The organism is Pacificimonas pallii, from assembly GCF_019204005.1.
Lineage (GTDB): Bacteria > Pseudomonadota > Alphaproteobacteria > Sphingomonadales > Sphingomonadaceae > Pacificimonas > Pacificimonas pallii.
Genome location: NZ_JAGSPA010000003.1, coordinates 184,793 through 211,029, shown reverse-complemented (window position 1 = coordinate 211,029; position 26,237 = coordinate 184,793). Strand labels below are relative to the sequence as shown.

The 26,237-nt window shown below is 62.8% G+C and carries 21 protein-coding genes; 12 read left to right on the top strand and 9 right to left on the bottom strand.

The window, feature by feature from the left end:
* The first annotated feature begins 56 nt into the window (after positions 1 to 56).
* Positions 57 to 983: a DUF5996 family protein gene (locus KCG44_RS09665; RefSeq protein WP_218445885.1), complete on the top strand. Its 927-nt coding sequence runs from the start codon at positions 57 to 59 to the stop codon at positions 981 to 983.
* Positions 984 to 1,128: 145 nt separating this feature from the next.
* Here KCG44_RS09665 and rsmA read toward each other — a convergent pair whose 3' ends face one another.
* From rsmA to KCG44_RS09645, 4 genes are all read right to left on the bottom strand, one after another.
* Positions 1,129 to 1,953, bottom strand: coding sequence for a 16S rRNA (adenine(1518)-N(6)/adenine(1519)-N(6))-dimethyltransferase RsmA (gene rsmA / locus KCG44_RS09660; RefSeq protein WP_218445884.1), 825 nt, complete (start codon positions 1,951 to 1,953; stop codon positions 1,129 to 1,131).
* Positions 1,950 to 2,942 (bottom strand): 4-hydroxythreonine-4-phosphate dehydrogenase PdxA, encoded by a 993-nt coding sequence (gene pdxA / locus KCG44_RS09655; RefSeq protein WP_218446297.1) that lies wholly within the window; start codon positions 2,940 to 2,942, stop codon positions 1,950 to 1,952. The genes rsmA and pdxA overlap by 4 nt, the downstream gene beginning before the upstream one ends.
* A 24-nt stretch (positions 2,943 to 2,966) precedes the next feature.
* Positions 2,967 to 4,328 carry a peptidylprolyl isomerase gene (locus KCG44_RS09650; RefSeq protein WP_218445883.1) on the bottom strand — a complete coding sequence of 454 codons (1,362 nt, stop codon included), beginning with the start codon at positions 4,326 to 4,328 and terminating at the stop codon, positions 2,967 to 2,969.
* A gap of 130 nt (positions 4,329 to 4,458) precedes the next feature.
* Positions 4,459 to 6,618 (bottom strand): LPS-assembly protein LptD, encoded by a 2,160-nt coding sequence (locus tag KCG44_RS09645; protein WP_218445882.1) that lies wholly within the window; start codon positions 6,616 to 6,618, stop codon positions 4,459 to 4,461.
* A gap of 224 nt (positions 6,619 to 6,842) precedes the next feature.
* Between KCG44_RS09645 and KCG44_RS09640 the strand changes: the two genes are divergently transcribed.
* The 3 genes from KCG44_RS09640 to ndk all read left to right on the top strand — a co-directional run bounded on the left by KCG44_RS09640 (position 6,843) and on the right by ndk (position 9,303).
* The gene (locus tag KCG44_RS09640) at positions 6,843 to 8,336 is read left to right on the top strand and encodes a leucyl aminopeptidase (RefSeq protein WP_218445881.1); all 1,494 of its coding nucleotides are present in this window, start codon (positions 6,843 to 6,845) and stop codon (positions 8,334 to 8,336) included.
* Positions 8,337 to 8,343: 7 nt separating this feature from the next.
* Entirely contained in the window at positions 8,344 to 8,790 is a 447-nt protein-coding gene (locus tag KCG44_RS09635; protein ID WP_218445880.1) for a DNA polymerase III subunit chi, read from the top strand.
* A 90-nt stretch (positions 8,791 to 8,880) separates the two neighbouring features.
* On the top strand, positions 8,881 to 9,303 hold the full coding sequence (ndk, locus tag KCG44_RS09630; RefSeq protein ID WP_218445879.1) for a nucleoside-diphosphate kinase: 423 nt from the start codon (positions 8,881 to 8,883) through the stop codon (positions 9,301 to 9,303).
* A 277-nt stretch (positions 9,304 to 9,580) separates the two neighbouring features.
* Here the strand turns inward: ndk and purN are convergent, their stop codons facing one another.
* Both purN and purM read right to left on the bottom strand, forming a co-directional pair.
* A complete protein-coding gene (gene purN / locus KCG44_RS09625) occupies positions 9,581 to 10,537 on the bottom strand; it encodes a phosphoribosylglycinamide formyltransferase (protein ID WP_218445878.1) in 957 nt (318 codons plus the stop codon).
* Between the two features lie 11 nt (positions 10,538 to 10,548).
* Complete coding sequence (gene purM / locus KCG44_RS09620) at positions 10,549 to 11,652, bottom strand: phosphoribosylformylglycinamidine cyclo-ligase (protein WP_218445877.1); 1,104 nt, start codon at positions 11,650 to 11,652, stop codon at positions 10,549 to 10,551.
* A 77-nt stretch (positions 11,653 to 11,729) separates the two neighbouring features.
* On the opposite strand from purM, the gene KCG44_RS09615 reads away from it, so the two are divergent.
* The 5 genes from KCG44_RS09615 to KCG44_RS09595 are packed head-to-tail and all read left to right on the top strand — an operon-like array spanning position 11,730 to position 18,525.
* Positions 11,730 to 13,139, top strand: coding sequence for a hypothetical protein (locus KCG44_RS09615; RefSeq protein ID WP_218445876.1), 1,410 nt, complete (start codon positions 11,730 to 11,732; stop codon positions 13,137 to 13,139).
* Between the two features lie 26 nt (positions 13,140 to 13,165).
* Positions 13,166 to 14,257 carry an AI-2E family transporter gene (locus KCG44_RS09610; protein WP_218445875.1) on the top strand — a complete coding sequence of 364 codons (1,092 nt, stop codon included), beginning with the start codon at positions 13,166 to 13,168 and terminating at the stop codon, positions 14,255 to 14,257.
* 8 nt (positions 14,258 to 14,265) lie between these two features.
* Positions 14,266 to 14,871 (top strand): HdaA/DnaA family protein, encoded by a 606-nt coding sequence (locus KCG44_RS09605; RefSeq protein ID WP_218445874.1) that lies wholly within the window; start codon positions 14,266 to 14,268, stop codon positions 14,869 to 14,871.
* A gap of 7 nt (positions 14,872 to 14,878) precedes the next feature.
* Entirely contained in the window at positions 14,879 to 17,026 is a 2,148-nt protein-coding gene (locus KCG44_RS09600) for an RNA degradosome polyphosphate kinase (RefSeq protein ID WP_218445873.1), read from the top strand.
* Positions 17,023 to 18,525, top strand: a complete 1,503-nt coding sequence (locus KCG44_RS09595) for a Ppx/GppA phosphatase family protein (protein ID WP_255536463.1) — start codon at positions 17,023 to 17,025, stop codon at positions 18,523 to 18,525. The genes KCG44_RS09600 and KCG44_RS09595 overlap by 4 nt, the downstream gene beginning before the upstream one ends.
* A 93-nt stretch (positions 18,526 to 18,618) precedes the next feature.
* Here KCG44_RS09595 and rnd read toward each other — a convergent pair whose 3' ends face one another.
* Positions 18,619 to 19,776, bottom strand: coding sequence for a ribonuclease D (gene rnd, locus KCG44_RS09590; protein ID WP_218445872.1), 1,158 nt, complete (start codon positions 19,774 to 19,776; stop codon positions 18,619 to 18,621).
* A 72-nt stretch (positions 19,777 to 19,848) separates the two neighbouring features.
* Between rnd and aspS the strand changes: the two genes are divergently transcribed.
* The 3 genes from aspS to KCG44_RS09575 all read left to right on the top strand — a co-directional run bounded on the left by aspS (position 19,849) and on the right by KCG44_RS09575 (position 23,379).
* The gene (aspS, locus tag KCG44_RS09585; RefSeq protein ID WP_218445871.1) at positions 19,849 to 21,645 is read left to right on the top strand and encodes an aspartate--tRNA ligase; all 1,797 of its coding nucleotides are present in this window, start codon (positions 19,849 to 19,851) and stop codon (positions 21,643 to 21,645) included.
* Positions 21,642 to 22,364: a polyphosphate kinase 2 family protein gene (locus KCG44_RS09580; RefSeq protein ID WP_218445870.1), complete on the top strand. Its 723-nt coding sequence runs from the start codon at positions 21,642 to 21,644 to the stop codon at positions 22,362 to 22,364. The genes aspS and KCG44_RS09580 overlap by 4 nt, the downstream gene beginning before the upstream one ends.
* Positions 22,365 to 22,461: 97 nt before the next feature.
* Positions 22,462 to 23,379, top strand: a complete 918-nt coding sequence (locus KCG44_RS09575) for a hypothetical protein (RefSeq protein WP_218445869.1) — start codon at positions 22,462 to 22,464, stop codon at positions 23,377 to 23,379.
* An 86-nt stretch (positions 23,380 to 23,465) separates the two neighbouring features.
* Here the strand turns inward: KCG44_RS09575 and KCG44_RS09570 are convergent, their stop codons facing one another.
* Complete coding sequence (locus tag KCG44_RS09570; RefSeq protein WP_218445868.1) at positions 23,466 to 23,987, bottom strand: hypothetical protein; 522 nt, start codon at positions 23,985 to 23,987, stop codon at positions 23,466 to 23,468.
* Between the two features lie 147 nt (positions 23,988 to 24,134).
* Positions 24,135 to 26,132 carry a lytic transglycosylase domain-containing protein gene (locus KCG44_RS09565; protein ID WP_218445867.1) on the bottom strand — a complete coding sequence of 666 codons (1,998 nt, stop codon included), beginning with the start codon at positions 26,130 to 26,132 and terminating at the stop codon, positions 24,135 to 24,137.
* Between the last annotated feature and the right edge of the window lie 105 nt (positions 26,133 to 26,237).

The window sequence follows — 26,237 nt, the reverse complement described above, 5'->3', positions numbered from 1 at the left end:
CTGGCTGCGGCTCTGCGATCATGCCAGACCTTGCGGTGCGATAGCGAGAGGCGTCGGTGCGCTGGCCTGAACTCGATTACGCCGCCGAGCGGGGTGTCTATGAGACGCTCCATGCCTATTTGCAGGTCATCGGCAAGCTGCCGACGCGCACCAGTCCGTGGGTAAATCATGGATGGCACGCGGCGCTGCGCGTCGTGCCGCGCGGGTTCCGGACATATGTGCTGCCGGCCGGCGATGAGGATTATGAGCTGCTGCTGGACGCGGTGTCGGGCGCGGTCCGGCTGTGGTCTTCGGACGGCAGGTTCGCAGCATTTCCGCTGGACGGGCAGACAGTGGCGCGGTTTGCCGGACAGCTTGAGGCCGCGCTGTCTGATCTTGGGGCGAGGGTGCCGCTGCACGGCGGACCTAATGAAGTCGAGGAGGCTGTGCCCTTCGCCACGGATGATCGGCCGCGTGCCTGGGACGGGACGATTGCGCAGCGGCTGCACGCCGCGTTTCGCAGTGTCGACCGCGTGTTTCAGGAGTTTCGTTCCGGTTATCTTGGAAAATCATCTCCGTCCCACCTGTTCTGGGGCAGTTTCGATCTTGCCGTGACGCGGTTTTCCGGCCGGACGGCACCGGAGCATCCGGGAGGCTTTCCCAACCTTCCCGACCGCGTAACGCGCGAGGCCTATAGCCACGAGGTCATCAGCGCGGGATTCTGGCCGGGCGGCGGCGGTATCGATGAAGCGGCGGTTTACGCCTATGCCTATCCGTCGCCAAAGGGGCTGAAGGACGTGGACGTGAAGCCCAGGGCCGCCCGCTGGCATGAAGGATTGGGCGAACTGGTGCTGACCTACGCGGATATGCGCGCGGCAGCCGACCCGGACGCAGCGCTGATGGCATTTCTGGAGTCGAGCTATGCCGGGGCGGCGGCGCTGCTGAACTGGCCCGAGGGCCTGACCGTGCCGAAGGGACCTGTCGGTCGGCCGCCCGAGGTCTAGCGCGCTCCGCGCGCTATGGAGGTCTGTTTTCAGATCACCCCGGCGAAGGCCAGGGTCTATTTCTTAAGTTTGCGCCCTGATCTTCTTGCAAGGGATGGATGTCGGCCTTTCGCCGGTATGGCGGGTTTTCCAGCATTTTCGGGTTCTAATTTTCCAATTGCTTCGCGATCGCGACAAATTCCTCCACTGACAGGGTTTCGGCGCGGCGCTGGCCGTCCGTGCCTGTCGCCTCAAGGGCGTCCAACGCGCCGGGAAGGGATTTGAGGCTGGTTCTGAGCATTTTGCGGCGCTGTCCAAAGGCGGCGGCAGTGAGGCGGGATATTGTCGCCGGGCGGATGCCAGCGGGGGCCTTTGCAGGGATGATGTGGACGACGGCGGACTCGACCTTTGGCGCGGGAACAAAAGCGCGCGCGGGGAGCGTCATCGCGATTTTCGGCTTGCTGCGCCACTGCGCAAGGACGGAAAGACGCCCATAAGCGCCGCTGTCCGGTTTTGCCGTGATCCGCTTTGCGACTTCGCGCTGGAACATCAGGCTGAGGCTTGCCCACCAGGGCGGCCAGGGGTCCGCCTCAAGCCAGCGGACCAGAAGTGCGGTACCGATATTATAAGGCAGGTTGGCGACGATGTGTGCGGGCCGGGTGAAGAGCGCCTGGCCGTCAATAGCCAGGGCGTCATCTTCGCGGATCGTCAGGCGGCCGGGGGCGGCCTCTGCGATCTCGGCGAGGGCAGGGAGGCAGCGTGCATCGCGCTCCACGGCGGTTACGGTCGCCCCTGCCTCGATAAGGGCGCGGGTCAGGCCGCCGGGACCGGGGCCAACCTCGTAAACCGTCTGGTCGGTAAGGTCGCCGGGAATGCGGGCGATCTTCGCAAGGAGATTGGGGTCGAGGAGGAAGTTCTGGCCGAGGGCCTTTTTGGCTGTCAGGCCGTGCGCGGCGATGGTTTCGCGAAGCGGCGGAAGGCCGAGTTTCACGCCTCGTCAAGCGCGCGGCGCCGGGCGCACGAAGCGGCGACTTCGATGGCGGCGATCATGGCGTCAGGACGCGCCATGTTCCTGCCGGCAATATCGAAGGCGGTGCCGTGATCCGGACTGGTGCGCACAATGGGCAGGCCAAGTGTCAAATTCACACCCTCGTCGAAATGCAATGTCTTCAAGGGAATGAGAGCCTGGTCGTGATACATGCAAACGGCGGCATCATATGTTTCGCGGGCGCGCTCGTGAAACATGGTATCGGGGGAAAGCGGGCCGAACAGGGTCATGTTCTCGCCCGCCAGCATGTCCATCGCGGGTCTGATGATGCGGTCCTCCTCGTCACCCATCATGCCGTTTTCACCGGCATGCGGATTGAGCCCCGCAATGGCGATGCGCGGACGTTCGATGCCGAAATTCCGCGTCAGGCCGCGCGCGGTCGCGCGGATTCGCGCGGCGACAAGCTCAGTCGTCAGCAGTTCGGGCACGCTGGCGATGCTGTTGTGCATGGTGACGGGCACGGTGCGCAATGTCGGCGCGGTCAGCATCATGGCGATGCTGGTGCGGGCCACGCCGCAGCGCTCGGCAATGAACTCGGTCTGGCCGGGGTGGGTGAAGCCAATAGTGGCGAGCTGGGACTTTGAGACAGGCGCGGTGACAAGCGCGCCGGCCTTGCCGGACCGGACGAGGCCGGTCGCGGATTCAAGGGCGGCGAGGGCGCAGCGGGCACCCTCCATCGTGGGTTGGCCCGGGACGATGTCCTCTCGAAGTTCAAGTTCGATCAAAGGCAAGGCGCGCGCGCAGACTTCGCGGGCGTCACATGGCGTCTCTATGGTCTCGATGGGGCCGTCCCAGACCCCTTCAAGTGCCCTGCGGCTGCCAATGGCGAAGATGCAGGGCAAAGCGCTGTCCTGGCGCGCGGCATAGGCCTTCGCCGTGATCTCAGCACCGATGCCTGCGGGATCGCCAAGAGCGATCGCGATTGGTTCGATCACCGGCCGGTCCCCCCGATCAAATCAGCGATAGTCGATAATGGCATCACGCCTGAGATCGCGGAGATAACGGCGGGCCATCATGTTGACGCGCTCCTCCTCAAGCTGAGCGAACATATTATCGAAGTCCGGAGCGGCGACAGCCTGCCCCTGTTCACGCCCGCACATGGTCAGGACCTTGATCCCCTCTTCAGCCGAACCGAATGGCGGTGTCGACTGGCCGGTTTGCAACTGGGTCATAATGCCCTTCAGCTGGGGCGGCAGATCGCCAAGGCGGATCTGGTCGTTGACGGTGACTTCGCCGCCAAGCCGTTCGGCGACCGCTTCCATGCCGCCGCACCCTCCCATGCCGGCGACTTCCGTCTGAATACGCCGCGCCAGCGCCTCTGCCTGCTCCTGCGAAATATCCGCGGGCAGACGCACGTTGAGTTGTTTCAGACTGAGAAGCGCGTCATTCTCGTCCGCGGTCAATATCTGGCGCTTGTCGATGAGGGCAAGAATGACGATGCGGCCGGGAAGCTGTACCGGGCGGGTAATCTGCCCCTCCTGCAACTGGCTGATAATCGGCTGGAGTTCAGGACTTAGCTGTTCAAGTTTCACCCAGCCCAGTTCGCCGCCCAGCGTCGCCGTCGAGCTTTGCGAATATTGCCGGGCATAAGCGACGAAGGAGGCACCCTGCTGCAGCTGTTCGACGATCCGCTGCGCGTCGGCCATGGTATCGGCGGCGGTTTCCGGACTGGTGAAGAAGACCAGTTCGCCGATACGGTATTCGTCGGTGCCCTTTGAAGCCTCAAGACGCGCGATCAGGGCTTCGACCTCGTCATCGCCGACATTCACGAAGGGCTGCACGCGGCGCCGCAGCAAACGCTGCCAGGCAAGTTCGGCGTGGATCTGCTGCTGGATCGCCATGTGACTGGTGTCGCGCTCAGCGAGATACTCCTCGAACTGCTGCGGCTCCATATTGAAGTTGCCGGCAACGCGGCGATATGCCTGTTCAAGCTCCTGCGGCGCGATGATGATATCGTTGTCGCGGCTTTCCTGAATCTGCAGCTTTTCGTCGATCAGGTTCCGCATGATCTGCATGCGAAGGCGTCTTTTTTCGGCATCTTCCACCGGTGTGGGATTTGCGGCCAGAACCAGGTTCAGGCGCTGCTCGACGTCGGTATCGGTGACCACGTCGCCATTGACGATGGCATTGGCCTTGCGAACGGACGGATCCGATTCCTGCGTGAGCAGGCGGATGTCAGGCGCCTTCATCAGGCTGGAAAGGATCGGCACATTGGCCACGTCCTCATCAGTGATGTTTTCCTGCTGCGCCTGCGCAATTTGACTGCCGCTGACGGCGACAAGGGCGCCTGCAAGGATGCGAAGCGTTCTGGCAATCATTCAAAAACTCCATGGACCGGTGCAGGTCTTGTGCACCATCATCATTTGCTGCGTCATTCGTTTCGGTCTGCGCCCTAGCAGGCGAGGCACGATATGTCAGCCATTTGCCAAATTTCGACTGAACGGGGAATTAGCGCCCCAGGTTTTTCAGAGATACGCGGAACAGGAAGCTGCTCCCCCGCTCGAAGTCGCGGTCGGACACATAGTCGCGCTTCCATGTCACGCCGAATTCGAAGCATTCGTCCTCATAGGTGATGCCGAGGCGGTGGCGAACGGGTTCAAACCCGTCGGAAAGGCTCAGCGGGTCGTCCCGCGCGCCGGTCAGGTCGATGATAACGCTGCCGAAGATCGACCAGTAACGCGCGAGTTGCAATCGTCCGCCTGCGCGCGCCTCTTCACGGTCCGCCAGGTCTTCAATGCCGATGTTGCGGTTTAGCCTGAGATAGCCGACGGTAAGATAGTCGCGGCGGCCGCCCACGGTCAGATCGACTTCGTTCCGGCGTATCTCCAAGCTTTCCTTGTCCAGGCGGTAACGGTGGGTGAGGTCGAAACGGCGGCCGATACGAAGCGTGTTGCGACCGACGAAGTCCGAGAAATTCTCGTCGAGTCCCGTCCCCTTGGGCAGGATCGAAGGCGTGTCGTTAAGGCGGTATGACTGGCCGATATCCGCCTCGAACAGAATGCGCGGGCGTCGGATGCTCCAGCTGGCACCGTAGGTGACGCGCGCGCCGCCCTCCCACCGGTCGTGGCCGGGAAAACGGCTGATGTCGAATAGGTTGGTCGATTCAAGATCGACGGAGCGACTGTCCTCATTCGGGATGTCGTCATTGAGGCCAGTCGGCGATGCGCTGAACTGGACGCGGGGCGTAATCATCTGCGTGCCGCCGAAGGCGGGCCCCGCCAGCGGCCATTCAATATCCAGCGCTGCGGCGGGAATGATGCGTCCCTGCCAGCCGTCCCTGCCAGCGTAGATCGGGAATTCGGCGCGGTCGCTGTCGTCGGTGCGGTAGGCGTCGCCGCGCAGGAGGGCGGTCGCGGTGATGCGCTGCCCCAGGGCGGTAAAGCCGCGGCGCTGCCACTCCGCGCCGGCGCTGACGCGGTAGCTGTCCATGCCATCCGTGCGGTTGATGGCGGCACCCGAGGCGTCGAAGGTAAGGCGCCCGCCCATCAGCCTGTCCTGCGGTGCATAGGTGAAGTCGACGATGGGAAGGGCGATGGGAATGAGGCCCTGATCGTCTGTCGCGCGCAGGCCCTGAAACGCCCAGCCCTCGATGTTCAGAAAACTGTCCGTATCCTGTCGTTCGAGGCGGTAGAAATTCCTGAGATTCGTGTCACGGCTGATATCGTAGCGCCGCAGGAATGTATCATCGCTGGTGGCGCGAATACCGAATGTGGAGCGCCAATGCTCGTCATGCTGGAAGCTGCCATTGCCGTAGAGGTAGAAGCGAAGCTCGTCCTCCGTCGTGGTCAGCGATGGCGATCCGACACGGTTTTCCTGGACACCGGAAACCGTGACCTGGCCGCCAAATTTAAACGGGCCTTTGCTAGTCAGGTGGCGATATTCGAGGCCGAGCGACGGATTCACCTCGGTATACAGCGTCGGCGATACCACAAGATCGCGATTGGGTGCGAGGTCGATGAAATAGGGCTGTGTGACCGACACGCCCGTTGAGCGGTCAACGCGAAGGTCGGGAATCAGGAGGCCGCTGGCGCGCGCCTCCACATTGTCGGCATGTGACAGGGATGGCAGCCAGAGGACGGGGACACCGAAGAATTCGAACCGGGCGTCCTTATAACGGATCTTTCCGGCCTCCGGGTCGTGCGACACCTGGTCAGCCTTGAGCTGCCACAGCGGTTCTTTCGGGCAGCCATTGGAGTCGACGACGTCGCATGGTGAATAGATGGCGCGGTTCAGGCTGGAAATGCCGTCCTTGCGCGCCCCTGTCGATGCCGCCAGCCGTCCGCCGTCCTGCAGGACCAGCAGGAAACCGTCGATGGCACCGTCCTTCAACTCGTCCGTCAGAGCGACTTCGTTGGCGTTGATTTCATTCCCGCCCGGATCGATGACGACAACATTCCCGGTCGCAGTGACCACGCCATCATCGCGGCGATAGGTAACCTCGTCGGCGGTAAGGCGGTAGCCGCCGCGCACGACAACGACTTCGCCTGTGGCCGTGACCGTTTTGGTGTCCGCGTCATAGCTGAGCTGGTCGGCGGCGAAGTCCACCGGTTCCGGTGCGTCAATCGTCTGAACCGTTTCCCTGGTCTGGTCGATGATATCCTGCGCCATGGCAGGCACCGCCGAACCGAGAAGGAGGATCGGCAGGATATGACCAAGATATCGGCGGCGAACGGAAATGTTGGGCTACTCCGGGAGGGGAAACGGCTTTTTCTATGGGCGACTGGTTTTGAAACGGCTTGATAGGGCGGCGGCAGGTTTGCGGCAAGCACGGCTGTTGCGGCGCGCGCCGAGGTGAGTAGAAGCGATGCTCAATCAGAGGAGGCAATGTCCACATGCAGATCGAATTTGTTTCAGAAGCGTCAGCGAGCGCTGCCGCGCTCGTCGTGTTTTCCGCGAAAGACATGGTCCTTTCGAAAGGCGCGCAGGCGGTTGATGAAAATGGCGGCGGTGCGCTGCGCAAGGCGGCGAATACCGCACGGTTCACGGGCAGCGAAGCTGCCACCGTCGATCTGCTTGCGGTCGCTGGCAATGACGCCAATCGCGTATTGCTGGTCGGCATGGGCGAAGCCGGAAAAGGCGATGCGGCGCGCTGGGAAAAAATCGGAGCGGCGCTGGCGGCGAAATTGCTGCGCTCCGGCGATGTGCGCGCGGTTGTCGATATGAGCGGTCTTTCTGACCTTGGCCTTGATGCGAAGGAGGCAGCGGCGCATCTGGCGGTGGGCATCGCCCAGCGCGGTTATGCTTTCGACCATTATTTTACGAAGAAGCCGAAGACGCAGAAGGTCTCGCTGGAAAAGGTCGAGATCATGGGCGCGGCCGACGGCGCGGCAGATCTGTGGGCCGAATGGGAGGGCGTCGTGAAGGGCGTGGCCTTTGCCAAGGATCTCGTGTCCGAGCCCGCGAACAAGGTTTATCCGCTGAGTTTTGTCGAAAAAATCAGGGCGCTGGAAATCCCCGGCCTGAAGGTGGAGGTGCTGGACGAGGCGCAGATGGAAGAGGCCGGGATGCATGCCCTTCTGGGTGTCGGGCTTGGCTCCGAACAGCCATCGCGGCTGCTGATCATGGAGTGGGACGGGACGGACGGCGACCAGAAGACCAGCCATGTCTTTGTCGGGAAGGGCGTTACCTTCGACTCGGGCGGCATCAGCCTGAAACCCGGGGCGGGCATGGAAGACATGAAATGGGACATGGGCGGCGCGGGCGCGGTTGCCGGTACCATGGTCGCCCTCGCCAGCCGCAAGGCCAAGGCACGCATTGTCGGCATTTGCGGACTGGTGGAGAACATGCCCGACGGCAAGGCGCAGCGCCCTAGCGATGTTGTCACCAGCATGTCGGGGCAGACCATCGAAGTCATCAATACCGATGCCGAAGGGCGTTTGGTGCTGTGCGATGCGATGTGGTGGGCGCAGGAGACGTACAAGCCGGACGTGCTGGTCGATCTTGCGACGCTGACAGGCGCGATCATCATCGGGCTGGGACATGAATATGCCGGTGCGTATAGCAATGATGAGGGGCTGGCAGCGGACCTGTTGAAAGCCTCTGCGACCAGCGGCGACAAATTGTGGCGGATGCCGCTTGCGCCGCGCTACGACCGGCAGATCGACAGTCAGATTGCCGATATGAAAAATGTTGGCGGCAAGGATGCGGGGTCGATTACCGCCGCACAGTTCCTGAAACGCTTCGTTCAGGACGGCGTGAAGTGGGCGCATCTGGATGTCGCCGGCATGGTTTGGGACACAAAGGCGCGCAGGCTGCATGATCGCGGGGCGACAGGCTTTGGCGTCCGGTTGCTGGATCAATATGTCCGAGACGTGCTCGAAAGCTAGGCAACAGATGGACATCGGTTTTTATCATTGCACGCGGGCCGCGCCGGTGGCCGTGCTGCCCAAGCTGGCGGTAAAGGCGCTGAGGGCGGGGCACCGCGTGCTGGTCCACATTGGCGATCCGGCGCAGGCGGATGCGGTGGATGATGTGCTGTGGACCTTCGATCAGGACAGTTTCCTGCCGCACGGCATTGCCGGCACTGAGCACGATTCGGAGCAGCCGCTGCTGATCGCGGATTCGTTCGAGGGCGCGAACGCGGCGGACCTTGCCATTGCGATGGCGGGACGTCTGCCGGGCGAAGAGGCCGGGTTCAGGCGGGTGCTGTTCCTGTTCGACGGCAATGATGAGGACGTAGTCACGGCGGCGCGGCAACATTGGAAGGCGCTGTCTGACCGGGACGGGGTCGCGATCGCCTATTGGGCGCAAGGCGAACGCGGTTGGGAAAAGCGGGCTTAAGCTTGCGGTTTTGTGCGGCGCACCATATGTGCGCGGCACATCCGAAATTCATCAAATCCTGACATCAACAATAGAATTGGAGACCTCGCCATGGCGATGGAACGCACCTTCTCGATCATCAAGCCTGACGCAACGCGTCGCAACCTGACCGGCGCCGTTACCAAGAAGCTGGAAGATGCCGGCCTGTCCGTGGTCGCCAGCCGCCGCGTGAAGCTGACCGAAGCGCAGGCCAAGAAATTCTACGAGGTTCATGCCGAGCGTCCTTTTTACAATGACCTCGTCAGCTTCATGACATCAGGCCCCGTCGTCGTTCAGGTGCTTGAGGGCGAGAATGCCATCGCCAAGAATCGTGAAGTCATGGGCGCAACAAACCCCGCCGATGCCGACGCTGGTACGATCCGGGCCGAATTCGCGGAAAGCATCGATGCGAACAGCGTGCATGGTTCCGACAGTGCCGAGAATGCGCAGATCGAGATCGCGCAGTTCTTCACGGAAGACGAGATCGTCGGGTGAATTCATGCGCCTGCTGCTTGCTATTTGGGGTGAGTAGCCTGCTGTAATTTACTGGTTTTCCTTGTGGAAAATGAAAAGGCCTGCTGCGTCCGGATTGCGGAGGCGGCGGGCCTTTTTTGCGGTGAACCTGGATTTCATCATCGCGAGCGCAGTCGAGGGACGCACGATGGTCTTACCGCAGCCTGGGTGCGTCCTTCGACTGCGCTCAGGATGATCGGGATTTGGGGGAGTGGTAGTGGCTTTGGCTTGGCTCGGCGCAAGCAAGGGGGGGGCACCTTTAGAACTCGTCGGCGGCGTCCATGAGTTTTGTCAGGCGTTTGGGGGCGACCGCGCGCCAGCTTTTCCGGAGCCAGGTTTCGACAAGGTCCCAGTCGGGCTCGCCGGTGTCGAGACGGACGCCCACCCAGCCTGACGCGCCGTAATAGGCCGGGCGGTGATAGGTTTCGGGATCCGCCTCGATAAGAGTGTTCATTTCATCCTGACCGCTGGTCTTGACGAGCAATGCGACGCGTTCGTCGCCGTGGTGATTCTGGCTGAAGATCGCGAAATATTTGCCTTTGATGCAGCGGAAGCCGGGCGAGCCGTGCGTATCGCGGGCTTCGGTTTCGGGCAGGGCGAGCGCGTATTTGGTGACTTCTGACAGGAGCCAGTCGGGGGCGTGGTAGCGTGTGACCCAGCGGGCGAGGGTGCGCGGAAACAATTGGTGTTCGGCAAATTGCACGCGGCGAGCAAGGGTTTCGGCGGTGTCGCCATCGGTGATGGCGACCTTGGTCTGGGCGAGGACTTCGCCGTCGTCGACTTCAGCGGTGACGAGGTGCACGGAACAGCCCGCGTGACTGTCGCCCGCGTCGAGCGCGCGCTGACAGGTGTCGAGACCTTTGTATTTTGGCAGCAATGATGGGTGGATATTCAGCATCCTGTGCTGCCAGCGGGCGACGAATTCCGGTGACAGCAGGCGCATATAGCCGGCGAGCGCAACGTAACCGGCCTGCGCGTCTTCGATCGCCGCGCCGATTTCGGTGTCGAAGGCGGCGCGGTCCATGCCCTTGTGACTTTTGGCCCATGTCGGGATGTTCTCCGCATCGGCAAGCCTGAGTCCGGGGGCATCGGGATTGTTGCTGGCGACCAGGACCACTTCATATGGGCAGTCATCGGCTTTGGCGGCGTATAGCAGTGCGGCCATGTTCGTGCCGGTGCCAGAGATCAGAATGGCCACGCGTGCTTTTTCAGGCATGGCGCGCGCGCCTAGCCATCGTGGTGGGCGGTCCAGGCTTCGTCACTGCCCCAGCTTCCTGCCGGACCGCTGACGGTCGTTGCACGGGGGCCGTCCTCGATATGGCCGATCCGGAAGACGGCTTCGCCCTGTTCTTCGAGGGCGGCGGTCAGCGCCTCGACATCCGCAAGTGCGCAAATGATCGCAAGGCCGATGCCGCAGTTAAAGGTGCGCGCGAGTTCGTCAGGCGCGATACCGCCCTGTTCGCGCACCCAGTCGATGCTGGGCGGCAGCGGCCATGAGGCGGCGTCGAGGATGGCGCGATGCTGTTTTCCAAGCACGCGCGGGATGTTTTCAAGGAGGCCGCCGCCGGTGATGTGGGCAAGTGCCTTGATGTGGCCTGCGCGCACCGAAGGCAGGATAGACTTGATGTAGATACGCGTCGGTTCGAGGAGCGCCTCGCCAAGCGGCCGAGTATCGTCGAACGGGGCAGGTTCCGCCAGCCCGTGGCCGAAATCATCGACGATGCGACGCACCAGGGAATAGCCGTTGGAGTGGAAACCGCTGGACGCAATGCCGAGGATGACGTCGCCCGCGGCGATATTGTCGCCGGTCAGCTGCTGACCGCGCTCGACCGCGCCGACGCAGAAACCGGCAAGGTCATAATCACCCTGGCCGTACATGCCCGGCATTTCCGCGGTTTCGCCGCCGACAAGGGCGCAGCCAGCCTGCTGGCACCCCTCTGCGATGCCCGCGACGACGGCCTCCGCAACACCTGATTCGAGCTTGCCGGTCGCGAAATAGTCGAGAAAGAACAGGGGTTCCGCGCCCTGCACGATCAAGTCGTTCACGCACATCGCAACCAGGTCGATGCCAACGCTATCGTGCGTGCCGGTATCGATGGCGAGTTTCAGTTTTGTACCCACGCCATCGGTCGCCGCGACCAGTAGCGGGTCTTTGAAACCGGCCGCCTTTGGGTCGAAAAATGCGCCAAAGCCGCCAATGTCGGCATCACTGCCGGGGCGTTTCGTCGCCGCCACAAGCGGTGCGATGGCGCGGACGAGGGCGTTGCCGGCAGCGATGGAGACACCCGCCTCAGCATAGGTGTAACCGGTGTTTTTCTTATCGTCAGTCATATGAGCCGAGGATGTAGCGGGATGAGGCGCAGAATCCGACTCCCAATTGCATCCCCCTTTGCGTTAGAGCGCACATCATGTGGTTTAGAGTTTTTCACGCGCTGGCGGCGCTGGGTTTCGTGCTGGCGGCGATCACGTCGCTGGCGGCGCAGGATGCGCCGCCAGCCGAGGAAAGTTCAGCGACGGGGGCCGCGTTCGCCGTTCATGGCATTCACCTTGATGTACGGGCAAAGTCCGCGGAGCAGGCGCGCGATGCCGCGTTCCGGGAGGCCCCGCGCCGTGCCTGGCCGAAATTATGGGCCCGGCTGACCGGTGCGGGTGAAGCGGCCGCGCCGGGCATGTCGGACGCCGCGCTGGACGCGATGATCGATTCGATCGAGGTGCAGGAAGAGCGTTTTGGCGACGGGCGTTATATTGCGACGCTTGGCGTTGTATTTGACCGTGTACGCGCGGGCCGCCGCCTGCCAGCGGGCGCAAGGGTACTGCAATCGCGCCCTTTGCTGCTGATTCCCGTATTGAAGGAGGCAGGCGCGGTTTCGACACTCGACCCCGACAGCGAATGGTTCGCGGCGTGGCGCGAATTCGGCTCGGATTCGAGTGTGATCGACTATGTAAAGCCGCAGGGGACACCGGGCGACCGCATTCTTCTGGGCGCGTGGCAGACGAAGCGGGACGATCGGGCAATTTGGCGCTCGGCCCTGTCGAAATACCGGGCGGACAATGTGCTGATTGCCGAGGCAGATATGCGGCGCAGCTATCCCGGCGGGCCGATCATTGCGACCTTCGTGGCGCGGCACGGGCCTGATGCCCGGATTCTGGACAGTTTTCAGCTGACAGCGGGCGGTCCCGCCGAAGCGGCGGCGATGATGCAGCGCGCGGTAAAGCGCATGGACGGGCTATATGCCAGCGCGCTGCAGGACGGGACGCTGCGCGCCGATGACGCGCTGAGCCTCGCGCTCGCGCCGATTGAAACGGCGGCGGACCAGCTGGATGACGGATTTGAAGCGGGGCAATCCGTGACCGCGAGCGTGGTGACGGCCACGGCCGAGAGCTGGCGGCGGATCGAAACGGTGCTGAATGATGTGCCCCAGATCGAACAGGCCGCGCTTGATGTTCTGGACATAGGCGGCACGTCCACCGTGCGGATCGGATTTATCGGCAGCTATGAGGGATTGCGCTATGCGCTGGACCGGCGCGGCCTGCGGCTGGAGCCGGGTGAGGCGGGATACCGTCTGCGGCCGCGGATCGATGGCGAAGCGCCGCTGTCGCCGCCAGTGTCAGCGGGGGGAACGCCCGGCGCTGTTCCCGCTCCGCCTGAGGCACCGGCTGTCGGCGCGCCCGGCACGGCGCCGCCGGGCGCGCGCCCTGCGCCCGCGGAACCGCAAGAGCGGCCTGGAAACCGGCAACCCGATGCCGCGGAGCGCCCGGAACCGGCGGCACCCGCCGAAGAGGGCGCACCGCAATCCCTGCTTCCCGATTCGCAATAGCGCGGGAACGGTTATGAGGGGGCATCATGCAGACTGATTTTCTGGGGCGGTCGATCCGGTTGCCAGCGCTTCACTGGGGCTGGCTGGCTTTGGCTGCGATCATCGTCTGGTTCGTCTGGCAGACGGCCGCGATCCTGCCGCCTTTCATCGCCGGGCTTGTTATTGCCTATCTGCTGGACCCGGTTGCCGACCGGATGGAGGAGAAGGGGATAAGACGATGGGTCGCGACGGCGATTGTCCTGACGCTGTTCTTTGCCGTCTTCATCGGCATTATCCTGCTTATCGCGCCGCTCGTGGTCTCGCAGTTCGAGGCGCTGATCGAGACCCTGCCGGGACTTGTCGACACGGTTCGGCCGCTGGCGGAGAAGCTCTATGCGCAGGCGAATTTGCTGGTCGATCTGGAGAGTGTGACGGACGACATGCTGCAGCGCGGCGCGGAGTTTGCGACGACCATCATGCGCGGCGTGCTGGCGCAGGGCCTGGCGGTCGCCAATCTACTGGCATTGCTGGTCATCATGCCGGTCGTGGCGTTCTATTCATTGAGGGATTTCGACGATCTGACCGCGCAGGTGCAGCGCTATTTTCCGGTGCGCCATGCCGACCGCATCAAGAGCCTTCTGACGGACATGGATCATGCGCTGGCCGGGTTCGTCCGCGGCCAGTTCCTGGTCTGTTTCGTGCTGGCGCTTTGCTATGCGGCGGGGTGGTGGCTGACCGGCCTCGACTATGCGCTCGTGCTCGGACTGATTGCCGGAATCCTCGCGTTCATTCCCTATCTGGGCGCGGTTATTTCCGTTGCGCTCGCGCTGCTGGTGGGGCTTGGGCAGTTCGGGCTGGACTGGTGGCAATTGTTCCTGATCTTTCTGGTCTTTCAGCTTGGGCAAGTGCTTGAGGGTTCGATCCTGACGCCGAATCTGGTTGGTGAACGCATCGGTCTGCACCCTTTGTGGGTTTTGTTCGCGGTCTTCGCAGGCGGTGAGCTGGCCGGGCTTTGGGGTGTCTTTCTGGCGGTCCCCATCGCGGCGATCCTGGCGGTGCTCGTACGTGCCGTCATGCGCGCCTATCTGGAAAGTCCGATTTACAGCGCCGAGGCCGGACCCGCTGCGGATAGCGAGTGAGGATGCAGATGCCATTGCCGCTCGATTATCGCGGTGGTCCGGGCGCGGACAGGCTGTTCGTGACGGAGGCCAATCGCGCGGCGGTGGCGGCGCTCGACGCGCCGTCCGACTGGCCAGACCAGGCGGCGATCCTGATCGGCGCGGAGGCGTCGGGAAAATCGCATCTGGCGCGCCTGGCGTTGCGGAAAGCGGGCGATGCGCTGTCGCTGGTGGAGGATGTCGACCGGGGGCGCGACGAGACGGCGCTGTTCCATCAGTGCAACCGGGCGCGAAATGGCGGCGCGGCCTTGCTGATGACGGCGCGCACGCCGCCCGCGCAATGGGATATCGGGTTGCCCGACCTCGCCTCCCGGCTGCGGGCGCTGCCGCTCATCGAGATCGGTGCCCCGGACGATATGTTGATCCCTGAACTGCTGGCGAAGGCGTTGGCGGCGCGCGGGCTGGTCCCGCAGCCCGAGGTCATCGCCTATGTCGCGCCGAGGCTGGAAAGGCGTTATGCTGCCATTCGCGACGCCGCCGCGACGCTTGACGTGGCGGTATTGTCGACAGGACGAACACTGACCGTGCCGCTGGCAAGATCAACGCTATTTCAGGATATCAGGGAGCTTGATTGAGGTGGAATTGGCGAAGTCTGACGACGCTATCGAAGGCGAGGGACGCTATTTCAACCGGGAGCTGTCCTGGCTGAAATTCAACGAGCGCGTGCTGGAAGAGGCGCAAAATCCGGACCACCCGTTGCTGGAGCAGCTGAAATTCCTGGCGATTTCGGGCGACAATCTCGACGAGTTCTACATGGTTCGCGTGGCCGGTCTGAAGGGACAGGTCGATGAAAATGTCGAGACGGTTTCGCCCGACGGCCTGAATCCGCGCGAAACGCTGGCGGCGGTGCTTGTGGAGGCGGAACGCCTGATGTCGCAGCAGCAGGTCATCTGGTCGGAGCTGCGCGACACGCTGGAGGCATCGGGCGTCGAGGTGCTGACGCCCAGGACGATAGATTCCGCCGAGCGCGAATGGCTGTCGGATTTTTTCCTGGGACAGATTTTTCCGGTGCTGACGCCGCAGACGATCGATCCTGCGCATCCGTTCCCGTTCATTTCGAACAAGGGGCTCGGCATCGTCATGTCGCTGGCACATCCTGAAACGGGTGAGGAACTGCTGGCGCTGGTAATGCTGCCGCTCGCACTGCCGCGCTTCGTGCGCCTGCCGGGGGCGGACGCGCGCTATATCGCGACAGAAGACGTTATCCGCCTGTTCGTTGACGAATTGTTCCCGGGCTATGCCATTGACGGCGACGGTGTGTTCCGCATCATTCGCGACAGCGACATCGAGGTCGAGGAAGAGGCCGAAGATCTTGTTCGCTATTTCAGAAGCGCGATCAAGCGTCGGCGGCGCGGGGAAGTCATTCGGCTGAAAGTCGATATCGACATGCCTGCCAAGCTGCGCCGCGTGGTGCGCAAAGCCTTTAGGATCGACGAAACCGATGTCGCGCGCGTCGATGGCATTATCGGCGTAGGCGATCTGATGCAGCTATATGACGAAGCGCGGCCCGACCTGAAATTCCCGTCCTATACGGCGCGCTTTCCCGAACGCATCCGCGAACATGGCGGTGACTGTTTCAGTGCCATCGGCGAGAAGGATATCGTCGTCCACCACCCTTATGAGAGTTTTGAGGTGGTGGTCGCATTCCTGCGGCAGGCGGCGGCCGATCCCGAGGTCGTGGCGATCAAGCAGACACTCTACCGCGCGGGCAAGCAGTCGGCCGTCATCCGGGCGCTGATCGACGCGGCGGAAGCCGGGAAATCGGTCACCGCCGTCGTCGAACTGAAAGCGCGATTCGACGAGGAGCAGAACCTCGCATGGGCCGCGGAGCTGGAGCGGGCGGGCGTACAGGTCGTCTATGGCTTTATCGAATGGAAAACGCATGCGAAGCTGTCGCTCGTGGTCAGGCGCGAGGGACAGGGGCTACGGACATACTGCCATTTCGGAACGGGGAATTATCACCCGTTCACGGCGAAGATCTACACCGACCTCAGCATGTTCACGGCGGACCCCGTGCTGGGCAGGGACGCCTCGCAGATATTCAACTACATGACGTCTTATGTGGAACCGAAGCGCCTGGAAGCGATGTCGATCTCTCCCCACGGCCTGCGGCAGAAACTAACGTCGCTGATCGAGCGTGAGATCGAGAATGCACGTGCGGGCAAACCGAGCGGCATCTGGCTGAAAATGAACTCGCTGGTGGATGCGCAGATGATCGACCGGCTGTACGAGGCAAGCCGGGCGGGCGTCCCGGTGGATCTCGTCATTCGCGGAATCTGCTGTCTGAAGCCCGGTGTCGAGGGTTTGTCGGAGAATATCCGGGTGCGATCCATCGTCGGACGCTTTCTGGAACACAGCCGGATCTATGCCTTTGCGAACGGCAGCGAACTGCCGTCCGACAAGGCGGACCTGTTTATCTCCTCCGCCGATCTGATGCCGCGAAACCTGGACCGCCGCGTCGAAGCGCTGGTACCGGTCAGAAACCCGACTGTGCATGACCAGATCATCGATCAGGTCCTGCTGGCGAATCTGAAGGATACCGAGCAGAGCTGGGAACTGATGGCGGATGGCCATTATCGCCGCATCACCGCGACAGGGGATTCCTTCAACCTGCATCATTATTTCATGAACAACCCCTCGCTTTCCGGACGCGGGACGGTCATCGAAGACGCACCGGACGTGCCGCGTCTGAACCTGTCCAATGGCCCGAGAAAAGCTGACATCGCTTGAACGACATCGTGACCATGGGCGCGCCGAGTTCGGGTGAACTGATCCGCGCCATTATCGACATCGGCTCGAACTCGATCCGCCTGGTGGTATTCCGCAAGGACCGGCGCACGCCCTTCGCGCTGTTCAACGAGAAGGTCATGGCCGGGCTGGGAACCGGAGTTGCCATCGATGGCTACATGGCCGAGGCAAACTTGGCGGAGGCGCATTCAGCGCTGAAGCGCTTCGCCATGCTGTGCGCGGACATGAACGTGTCGAGCATCGAGGCCTTTGCCACGGCGGCCGTGCGCGATGCGGTCAATGGCCCGGACTTCGTCGCGAAGGTCAAGGCGGACACCGGCATCGATATCGAGGTCATAGATGGCAAGAAAGAAGGGCGATACGCGGCCCTCGGCGTGCTCGGCGGCATTCCGGGCGCGGACGGGATCGTCGGCGATCTTGGTGGCGGTAGCCTGGAACTGGTGCGGCTGAAGAACGGTCAGCCGCGCAAGGTCATGTCGCTGCCCATCGGTTCCCTGAAACTCGCCGAGGCCCGCAAGGGCGGCACGGAGAAGATGCAGCGGCTGGTGAAAAAGGCCCTGGATCAGGTCGATTGGCTGGTCGAAGGAAAAGGTCTGCCATTCTATATGGTTGGCGGATCGTGGCGTGCACTGGCGCAATTGGAAATGCACCTGACGGGTCACCCCCTGCACATCGTGCATCAGTATGAGCTGTCGACGAAGGCGGTCGACCGGCTGGCCCGGGCGGTGCCGAACCTGCGGCAGAAGCGGATGCGCTCCATCACCAATGTATCGACATCACGGACGCCGCATCTGCCGGGTGCGGCGCTCCTGCTGAGACATGTGATGAAACGGCTGGGGTCGAGCCATGCCGTCGTCAGCGCCTATGGGATCCGCGAAGGCGTATTTTTCGATGGACTGCCGGAGGAACTGGCCCGGCGTGACCCGCTGATTTCCGCCGCGCGTGAGGAGGGCACCGCAATTGGCCGCTTTCCGCAGCATGCCGGGGCGCTGATGCGCTGGATGGAGGGCATGTTCGAGGCCGAGCCTGCCGAGGAAACGCGGCTGCGCCGGGCGGCGGCGGAATTGAGCGATATCGCGTGGCGGGCACATCCCGACTTTCGGGCCGAACGCGCGCTGCATATGGCGCTGCATGGGAACTGGGCCGGGATCGACCAGAGAGGGCGCGCCATGCTTGGGGCGGCGCTGTACGCACTTTATGGCGGTCAGCTGGATGACCAGTTGCACAGCCCCCTGGGATTGCTGGCCGGATATGAGGAAATAGAGCGGGCGACGGCGTGGGGACTGGCGTTGAGGCTGGGACAACGGCTTACCGGCGGGACCGCGCATCCGCTGAAGAACAGCGCGCTCAGGTCTGACGGCGAGTATGTGATCCTGGAACTGTCGGAGGATATGGCGACATTGTGGTCGGGTGCAGTCGAGCGCCGGCTGACGCTGCTGGCTGCGCACCTGGCAATGCCCTACGACGTCCGGATCATATGAGACCAAAATGACGGCGTTGGTGCTGGTTCAGGCGATATCCGCGGAACCGGAATATATGGCGCGCCGATGGGCAGACGGTTGAGGACACCTGCCTCAGATTTCCGTCATGACCATGCTGCCATCCTTTACGGCGAAGCTGAGATTGCCTTCGACAAGTGCGAGAGCGTCTTTGCCGAACACTTCGTAGCGCCAGCCTGTCAGCATCGGAATATCATGACGTTCGCCTGCGGCGATGCGTTCGAGATCCTGCGCCCTGCCAATGAGTTTGGCAGCGACATCGGCCTCTTTTGAGCGGACCTTCAGGAGCAGTTTCAACAGATCGGCGATCAGGGCGGAATCGGCGCCGAGGCGCGGGCGTCCCTTCGGCTTGTCCGGCATTTCCGATTTTGGCATGGGCGCTGCGTTTTCGACGGCCTCCATCAGGCGCGCGCCGATGTCGTTACTTGCCCATGTTTTCGAGAGGCCGCGGATGCGGGACAGATCCTGCTGACCCTTTGGCGGGTGTCCGGCAAGGTCTGCGAGTGTTTCGTCCTTGACGATGCGGCCGCGGGGGAGATCTTTTTCCTGCGCCTCACGCTCACGCCAGGCGGCGAGAGCTTTCAAGCGGCCAAGCGCCTCTGGATTACGCCCCTGAAACTTGACGCGCATCCACGCCTTATCGGGATTATTGGCATAGGTTTCCGGGTCGGTGAGGCGCTTCATATCCTCATCGAGCCATGACCCGCGGTCGAGGCGTTTGATATCCGCGAGCATTTTCGGGAACAGGTCAGCCAGGTGCGTGACATCGGCGACCGCATAGTCGAGCTGGCGCTGGTCGAGCGGGCGGCGGGCCCAATCGGTGAACCGCGCGCCCTTGTCGAGGGTAACGCCAAGCATTTGCTGGACAAGCCCCGCATAACCGAGCTGTTCACCGAGCCCAAGCGCCATGGCGGCGATCTGCGTGTCGAACAGCGGCCACGGGGTCTTTCCGGTCAGGTTGTAGACGATCTCCACATCCTGACCGGCGGCGTGCATGACCTTCAGCACTTCATCCTCGACAAGGAGGTCGAGCAATGACTCCATGTCTATATCCGCCTTTGGGTCGACAGCGGCGGCCTTGCCGTTGCCCGCGATCTGAATCAGGCAAAGTTCTGGATAATAAGTGCTTTCGCGCATAAATTCGGTATCCACCGTGACGAAGTCGGCGGAACGGAGTTCATCTACGAAGGTTTCGAGGGTGGCGGTGTCGGTAATCAGTTGATATTCGTTCATCGCAAGTCATCTAGTGCGCCGCGGCGTGACGCGCCAGCGCCCATTCCAGACCAGTATCGGAGTTATTCGCAGATGCACGCCTACCGCACGCATGATTGTTCACAGCTGACCAAGGCCGATGTCGGCGGCGAGGTTCGCCTGTCGGGCTGGATTCATCGGAAACGCGATCATGGCGGCCTGCTGTTCGTCGATCTGCGCGACCATTATGGCATTACCCAGGTCGTTGCCGAAGAAGGCGAGGGCGATTTCGCCGTGCTGGACGCGCTGCGGGTCGAGAGCGTCGTGACCGTGACAGGTAAGGTCGTCGCACGGTCGGATGAAACGGTGAATGCCGACCTGCCCACGGGGGCCATCGAAGTGCGCGCCGCGACGGTGTCGGTCGAATCGCGCGCCGAGGAACTGCCAATGCCGGTGTTTGGCGATGCGGAATATCCCGAAGATATTCGCCTGAAATACCGCTATCTCGATCTGCGGCGCACGAAGATGCACCAGAACATCATGCTGCGCTCGAACGTGATTTCGTCGATCCGCCGCCGCATGACGGACCAGGGGTTTCAGGAGCTGCAGACGCCGATCCTGACGGCCTCCTCGCCCGAGGGTGCACGCGATTATCTGGTGCCGAGCCGGGTGCATCCCGGCAAATTCTACGCGCTGCCGCAGGCACCGCAGATGTTCAAGCAGCTGCTGATGGTCGCGGGTTTTGACAAATATTTTCAGATCGCGCCGTGTTTCCGCGATGAGGATGCGCGCGCCGACCGGTCGCCGGGCGAGTTCTATCAGCTTGATTTCGAGATGAGCTTCGTCACCCAGGACGACGTGTTCGCCACTATCGAGCCGGTGCTGGAGAACGTTTTCCGCGAATTCAGCGACAAGAAGGTGACAGCCGCGCCGTTCCCGCGCATTCCCTATCGCGAGGCGATGCTGAAATATGGGTCCGACAAGCCGGACCTGAGAAATCCCATTATGATCAGCGATGTCGGCGACCATTTCGTGGGGTCCGGCTTTGGCCTGTTCGCGAAGATGGTCGAAACCGGCAATGTCGTACGCGCCATTCCGGCACCGGGCGCAGGTGCGAAAAGCCGCAAGTTCTTCGACGAGATGAACGACTGGGCGCGCGGCGAGGGCCATGCGGGTCTTGGCTATATCAAGATTACCGACGGCGTTCCGGGCGGCCCCATTGCGAAGAACCACGGCGAAGACGCGACGGCGAAGCTGATCGACGCGCTTGGCCTGCAGGAAAATGACGGCGTCTTCTTCGCTGCGGGCGCGCCGGACGAGGCGGCGAAACTGGCCGGGCAGGCACGCATTCGCATTGGCGAAGCGCTGGAACTGATCGACCAGGACCGCTTCGATTTCTGCTGGATCGTCGACTTTCCGATGTTCGAGAAGGACGAGGATACCGGCAAGATCATCTTTTCGCACAATCCCTTCTCCATGCCGCAGGGTGAACTGGACGCGCTGGAGACGAAGGACCCGCTCGATATTCTCGCGTGGCAATATGACATTGTCTGCAACGGCGTCGAGCTGTCGTCGGGCGCGATCCGGAACCACCGTCCGGACATCATGTACAAGGCGTTCGAGATCGCCGGCTATACGCAGGCGGACGTCGACCGCGATTTCGCCGGCATGATCGGCGCGTTCAAATATGGCGCGCCGCCGCATGGTGGGTCCGCGCCGGGCATCGACCGTATTGTCATGCTGCTGGCCGACGAGCCGAACATTCGCGAGGTGGTGCTGTTCCCGATGAACCAGAAGGCGGAAGACCTGATGATGAACGCGCCGTCGCCGGTCGACGAGCGGCAGTTGAGAGAGCTGCATCTGAAACTGAACCTGCCAAAGGCAAAGGCGAACGACGCGCCGAAGACGTGAGCTACAAGGACGATCTCGCCGCGCTCCATGAGCGTCTGGTCGCGGTTCAGTCCGTTTACATGCGGACCGACCGGCGGGCGGTGATCGTTTTTGAAGGGCATGACGCGGCGGGAAAGGGCGGTACGATCCGCCGCCTGACCATGCCGCTCGATCCGCGCTTCTATCAGGTCTGGCCGATTGCCGCGCCGGATGAGGAAGAACGGCAGCATCACTATCTGTGGCGCTTCTGGCGGCGCATGCCGCCGCACGGCGTCATCGGCATTTTCGACCGCAGCTGGTACGGGCGCGTTCTGGTCGAACGGGTCGAGGGCTTCGCAGGCGCGGCGGAGTGGCAGCGCGCCTATGAGGAAATCAACAATTTCGAGGCACTGCTGACAGCGGACAATGTGCGTATGGTGAAGCTGTTCATGGATGTCGACGAGGCGACGCAGGATGCGCGTCTAAAGGCCCGGCTGGCGGACCCGAAGAAGCACTGGAAATTGTCGGCGGAGGATTTTCGCAATCGTGCGAAACGACCCGCCTATGAAGCGGCGATTGCGGATATGCTGGCGAAGACCGATACACCGCGTGCGCCATGGGTGAAAGTCGACGGGCGGGACAAGAAATCCGCGCGCCTGGCGGCGATTGGTGCGGCACTGAGCGTGCTGGAAAAGGACGTCGACCTGACGCCGCCGCCGCTGAACCCCAAAATCGCGCAGCTTGCCGCCGAGACCTTCTGATCTTTCCTGAACCTGCGCGAACGGATCGCTTCAGGAACGGTTCAACTGCGCGGGCGCAAACAGGCTTCAACAGTGGGACGCTGTCTGGAGTAAGACTATGACTATCGATCTGAAGGCGCTGCTGGGCGGCAGCGCGGCACTGGCGATCATGGTGGCCGCGATCCCCGCGGAGGCCGAAGCGCAGGACCGCCGCGGTGACCGTGTCGATAGCAGCCGAAGTGATGCCCGCGCGGAACGCCGCGGCAATCGCGACGACCGCGTCCAGCGCCGCGAGGCGCGCCGCGACGCGGGCGACCGTGCAGCGCGGCAGGAGCGCCGCGCCGAGCGGAGATCCGAACGTCAGGCTGAACGCGCCCGTGATGTCCGCCGCGCCGAGCGTGCCGATCGCCGCGAAAGGCGTGTCGACCGCAGCGAACGCGGTGACTGGGCCGACCGCCGGGCTGGCCGCCGGGCCGACAGCCGGGCCGACAGCGGGGATCGCGTAGAGCGGCGCGACCGCCGTCTGGATCGGCGCGCGGACCGGCTGCGCGACCGCGCGCGCGAGTTGAGACGCAAGGACCGCCGTCTGGATCGCCGCGAGCGCAGAGTCGAACGGCGCATCGACCGGCGTATCGATCGGCACCACCGCGCCCGCGTTCATGTCCGTCCGCGTGCGCATTATGTCTATCGGCCGCACTTCTGGAATGGCGTCTTTGGCTGGGACAATCGATATCGCGGTTTTGATTATGGCCGGCATTACCGCGCCGGATACGGATATTATGGCCCCGTGCTCTCCGCGGGATGGCGCAAGCTGTATCCGTGGCTGCGCGATGACCCCGCCGCGCGTCACTGGGTGATGTGGCGCTACGATTACAACCGCAATGGCCGACTTGGTAAGTCGGAGGCCCGCGCCGCGAACCGTGCCTTTGAACGGCTCGCCGACTATGACCGCGACGGGTATCTGTCGCGCTGGGAGATTGACGACGCCCTTGCGGAAATGCGCGACGAGTATCGCTATTCTTATGGGCGGGGTTGATCGCCTGGCGCTGATATTACGGGCGGGCGTTCGGGATGCCCGCCCATTTTTATCGCTGTCATATCTGGATTGGCGGGCGCCGAGCCTCAGCCACAGCTGTTTTTACCGCGTCGCAGCAGCGTGCCGCCAATCAGCGCGAGCCCGAACAGCCCGAGGACCGGCGGCGCTGAAACCTGTCCGAATTCAAGATCGATGAGCACGAAATCGCCGACCGCAACGCTTTCATCCGTTCCAATCAGCAGGACCGATGAGGGGGTGACGATGAGTTCGTCGCCAATGGCATAGGTGGAAACCTGATTGATGCTCGCCCCGGTCAGCGTTTCAGATAAATCGCTCAAAAGCAGTTCAATGCCATTGATGATTCTGGTGGATTCGAAATCCCACGCGATACGGAGGGTGTTGGCCTCCACGTCGATGATGATGCTGTCAAACAGCGTCAGTTCCGGCGGGCCGCCCTTCACAACGGTGAAGGTGTCGTCGGTTGGCGGTCCGCAATTCAGACACTGAAACCGGACGCTCGTGTCGATAAGGTTGGCGGCCGCGGGCGCCGCGGCGAGCAGGCATGCGGATACTGCAAGGGTGGAGATTGCGGTGAGTTTCGTGGTCATGGACAAAGCCCTTCTTTCAAGAGCCTGATGACTGACAGAAGGTAATAAGAGGTTAACGATAAAGCCCGATCAAATCGCGATTATTTGGATTGCATCCACGGAGGAACGGCAGGACCCCCGCGCGAGATGACCAGGGGCGGGCAAGGCCTAACCCCGGTCGTTCTTTCCCAGGTACCAGCTCAGGCGAGCCTGCTGAGGTCCGCCTTTCCTGTTTTCAGGCGCGATGGTGTCGTAGATCACCGCGTTTTCCATGACGTTCCGGACATAGGTTTTTGTTTCGTGGAAAGGGATCTCCTCGATCCATTCCAGCACGTCCACCTGCGGTGTGCGGGGGTCGCCATTTTCACGGACCCAGCGGCGGACATTGCCTGGACCGGCATTGTAACTGGCGATGGCAAGTACATGGCTGCCGCCCCAATTATCGAGCATATTGGCGAAGTAGGTGGAGCCGAGGCGGATATTGTAGCCGCGGTCGCGTGTCAGCGCGTCGGGCCGGTAGGGCAGGCCGATCTTACCTGCCGTTTCGCGCGCGGTGGGACGCATCAACTGCATCAGACCGCGTGCCCCGGCGGGGCTGACCGCGTCGAGCTCGAACTGGCTTTCCTGCCGGGTGAGCGCGTGCACCATCGTCCACATATGGCGCGCCTCCGCTGGCAGCGTCATCTGGCGCCAGCTCAGATCGATGACGGCGTCGGGCTTCGTCGTGTCGGCACCGCGCATATTGAGGACGGCAAAGCGTTCATGTCCCCAGCGATCGGCGAGCTGCGCATAAAGCGGGAACTGCGCGCGCGTCAGGCCGTCCGCGAGCGCCGCCATGAACATTCTCTGCTTTCCGGTGTCACCGCGCGTGCCGTAAATCTCTACGGCCTTCACACGTGGATCGGCGTTCCACCCGGCGATGATGTCCGGACCCGGTGTCGGCGTGTCGCCCGTTGCGATGACAAGCTCGCGGCCGAGCCTTTCATGCGCGAGCTGGCCATAGAATACGAGATTATAGCGTGCGGCCTGCTCGTAAAAAGCCGTCGCATCCGCGCGGCCCGCAGCCTCCGCCGCGCGGCCTGCCCAATAGAGGCCGCGTGCGCGCGTGCTGGCGAACTTCGCCGCGTTGGAGAAATTCTGGAAATGGCGGACGGCATCGGCGGGCTTGCCGAGGTCGTGAAGTGCCGTCCAACCGGCAAGCCATTCGATACTGGTAAACGTATCACGCTCCGCGGCACTATTCTCAAGCAGGGGCTGCGAAAAGCTGAGACCGCCATGATGCGCGGCGATGTCGTAGGCGAGCTGATATTGACGATCCGCGGCCGCAGCGCGCGCGGCCTCGAGATGAGCGAGCATCCAGGCATTCTTGTGCCCGGCGCTGCCCGGCGCGATCGTGGCGCCCGCGAGCAGGCGGCGTGCCTGCGCGCTGGCCGAATTATTGCGATAAAAACTGTAGAGGTCGCGAATGTAGCCGGGATGGCGCTGTACGGCATCGGGCGCGCTCTGGATCGCGGCGCGCGCGGCGGCAATGTCGCCGCCGCGCTTCGTACCGCGCTGCAAAGCGATGCGGATGGATGTCAGCGTGCGATCCTCCGGGCCAAGCAGGGAGAACATGGCGGCGGCCCCGTCAAGGTCGCCGTCCCACAGCATCATGTCGGCGCGCTGTGCGTGATCCTCGGCCCTCATGACGTTCGCGAATCGGGTCAGAAAGGCCGGCCGCGCGTCATCGGTAACACCCCCCGAACGCCACGCGATCCGTGCCTGCTCGGTCGCCTCGTCCGTACGGCCAGCCTGCATCAATGCATCGGCCCAGCGGAATCGCCCTGTCGCGGACAGCGGTTCGGAGACGGCAAAGAAGGCCAGGCGGCTTTCCACGGGTGTCGTCACCGTGATCTCACGTTCAGCGCGCTGACGAATCTCGACATCGTTCGGGAAACCGGGATGATGGCGCAGAAAGTCGGTAATTTCGCCAAGCGAAGGCGCGGCCTGCGGACTGAGCAGTCGTTCCCAGCGGCTGACAATGACCTCGGCAGGCACGGAAGGGGCGGCCTCCTGAGGTACCGAGACCGGCGCTTCGCGCTGCGATTGCAGCATCGCGGCGACGGGCAGGGCCAGCAGCATCGCGCCAATACCGGCGGTCGTCAGCAAACGGGAAGGGGTGGACATGGGGTTCCTCGTGTTCATAGAGCTGTTCTATATGAAGACATATGCGTTTCGCGTGTATGAATACACTTGCGTCAACGCACATTAGCGCGAAAAGTTGGAGCGACA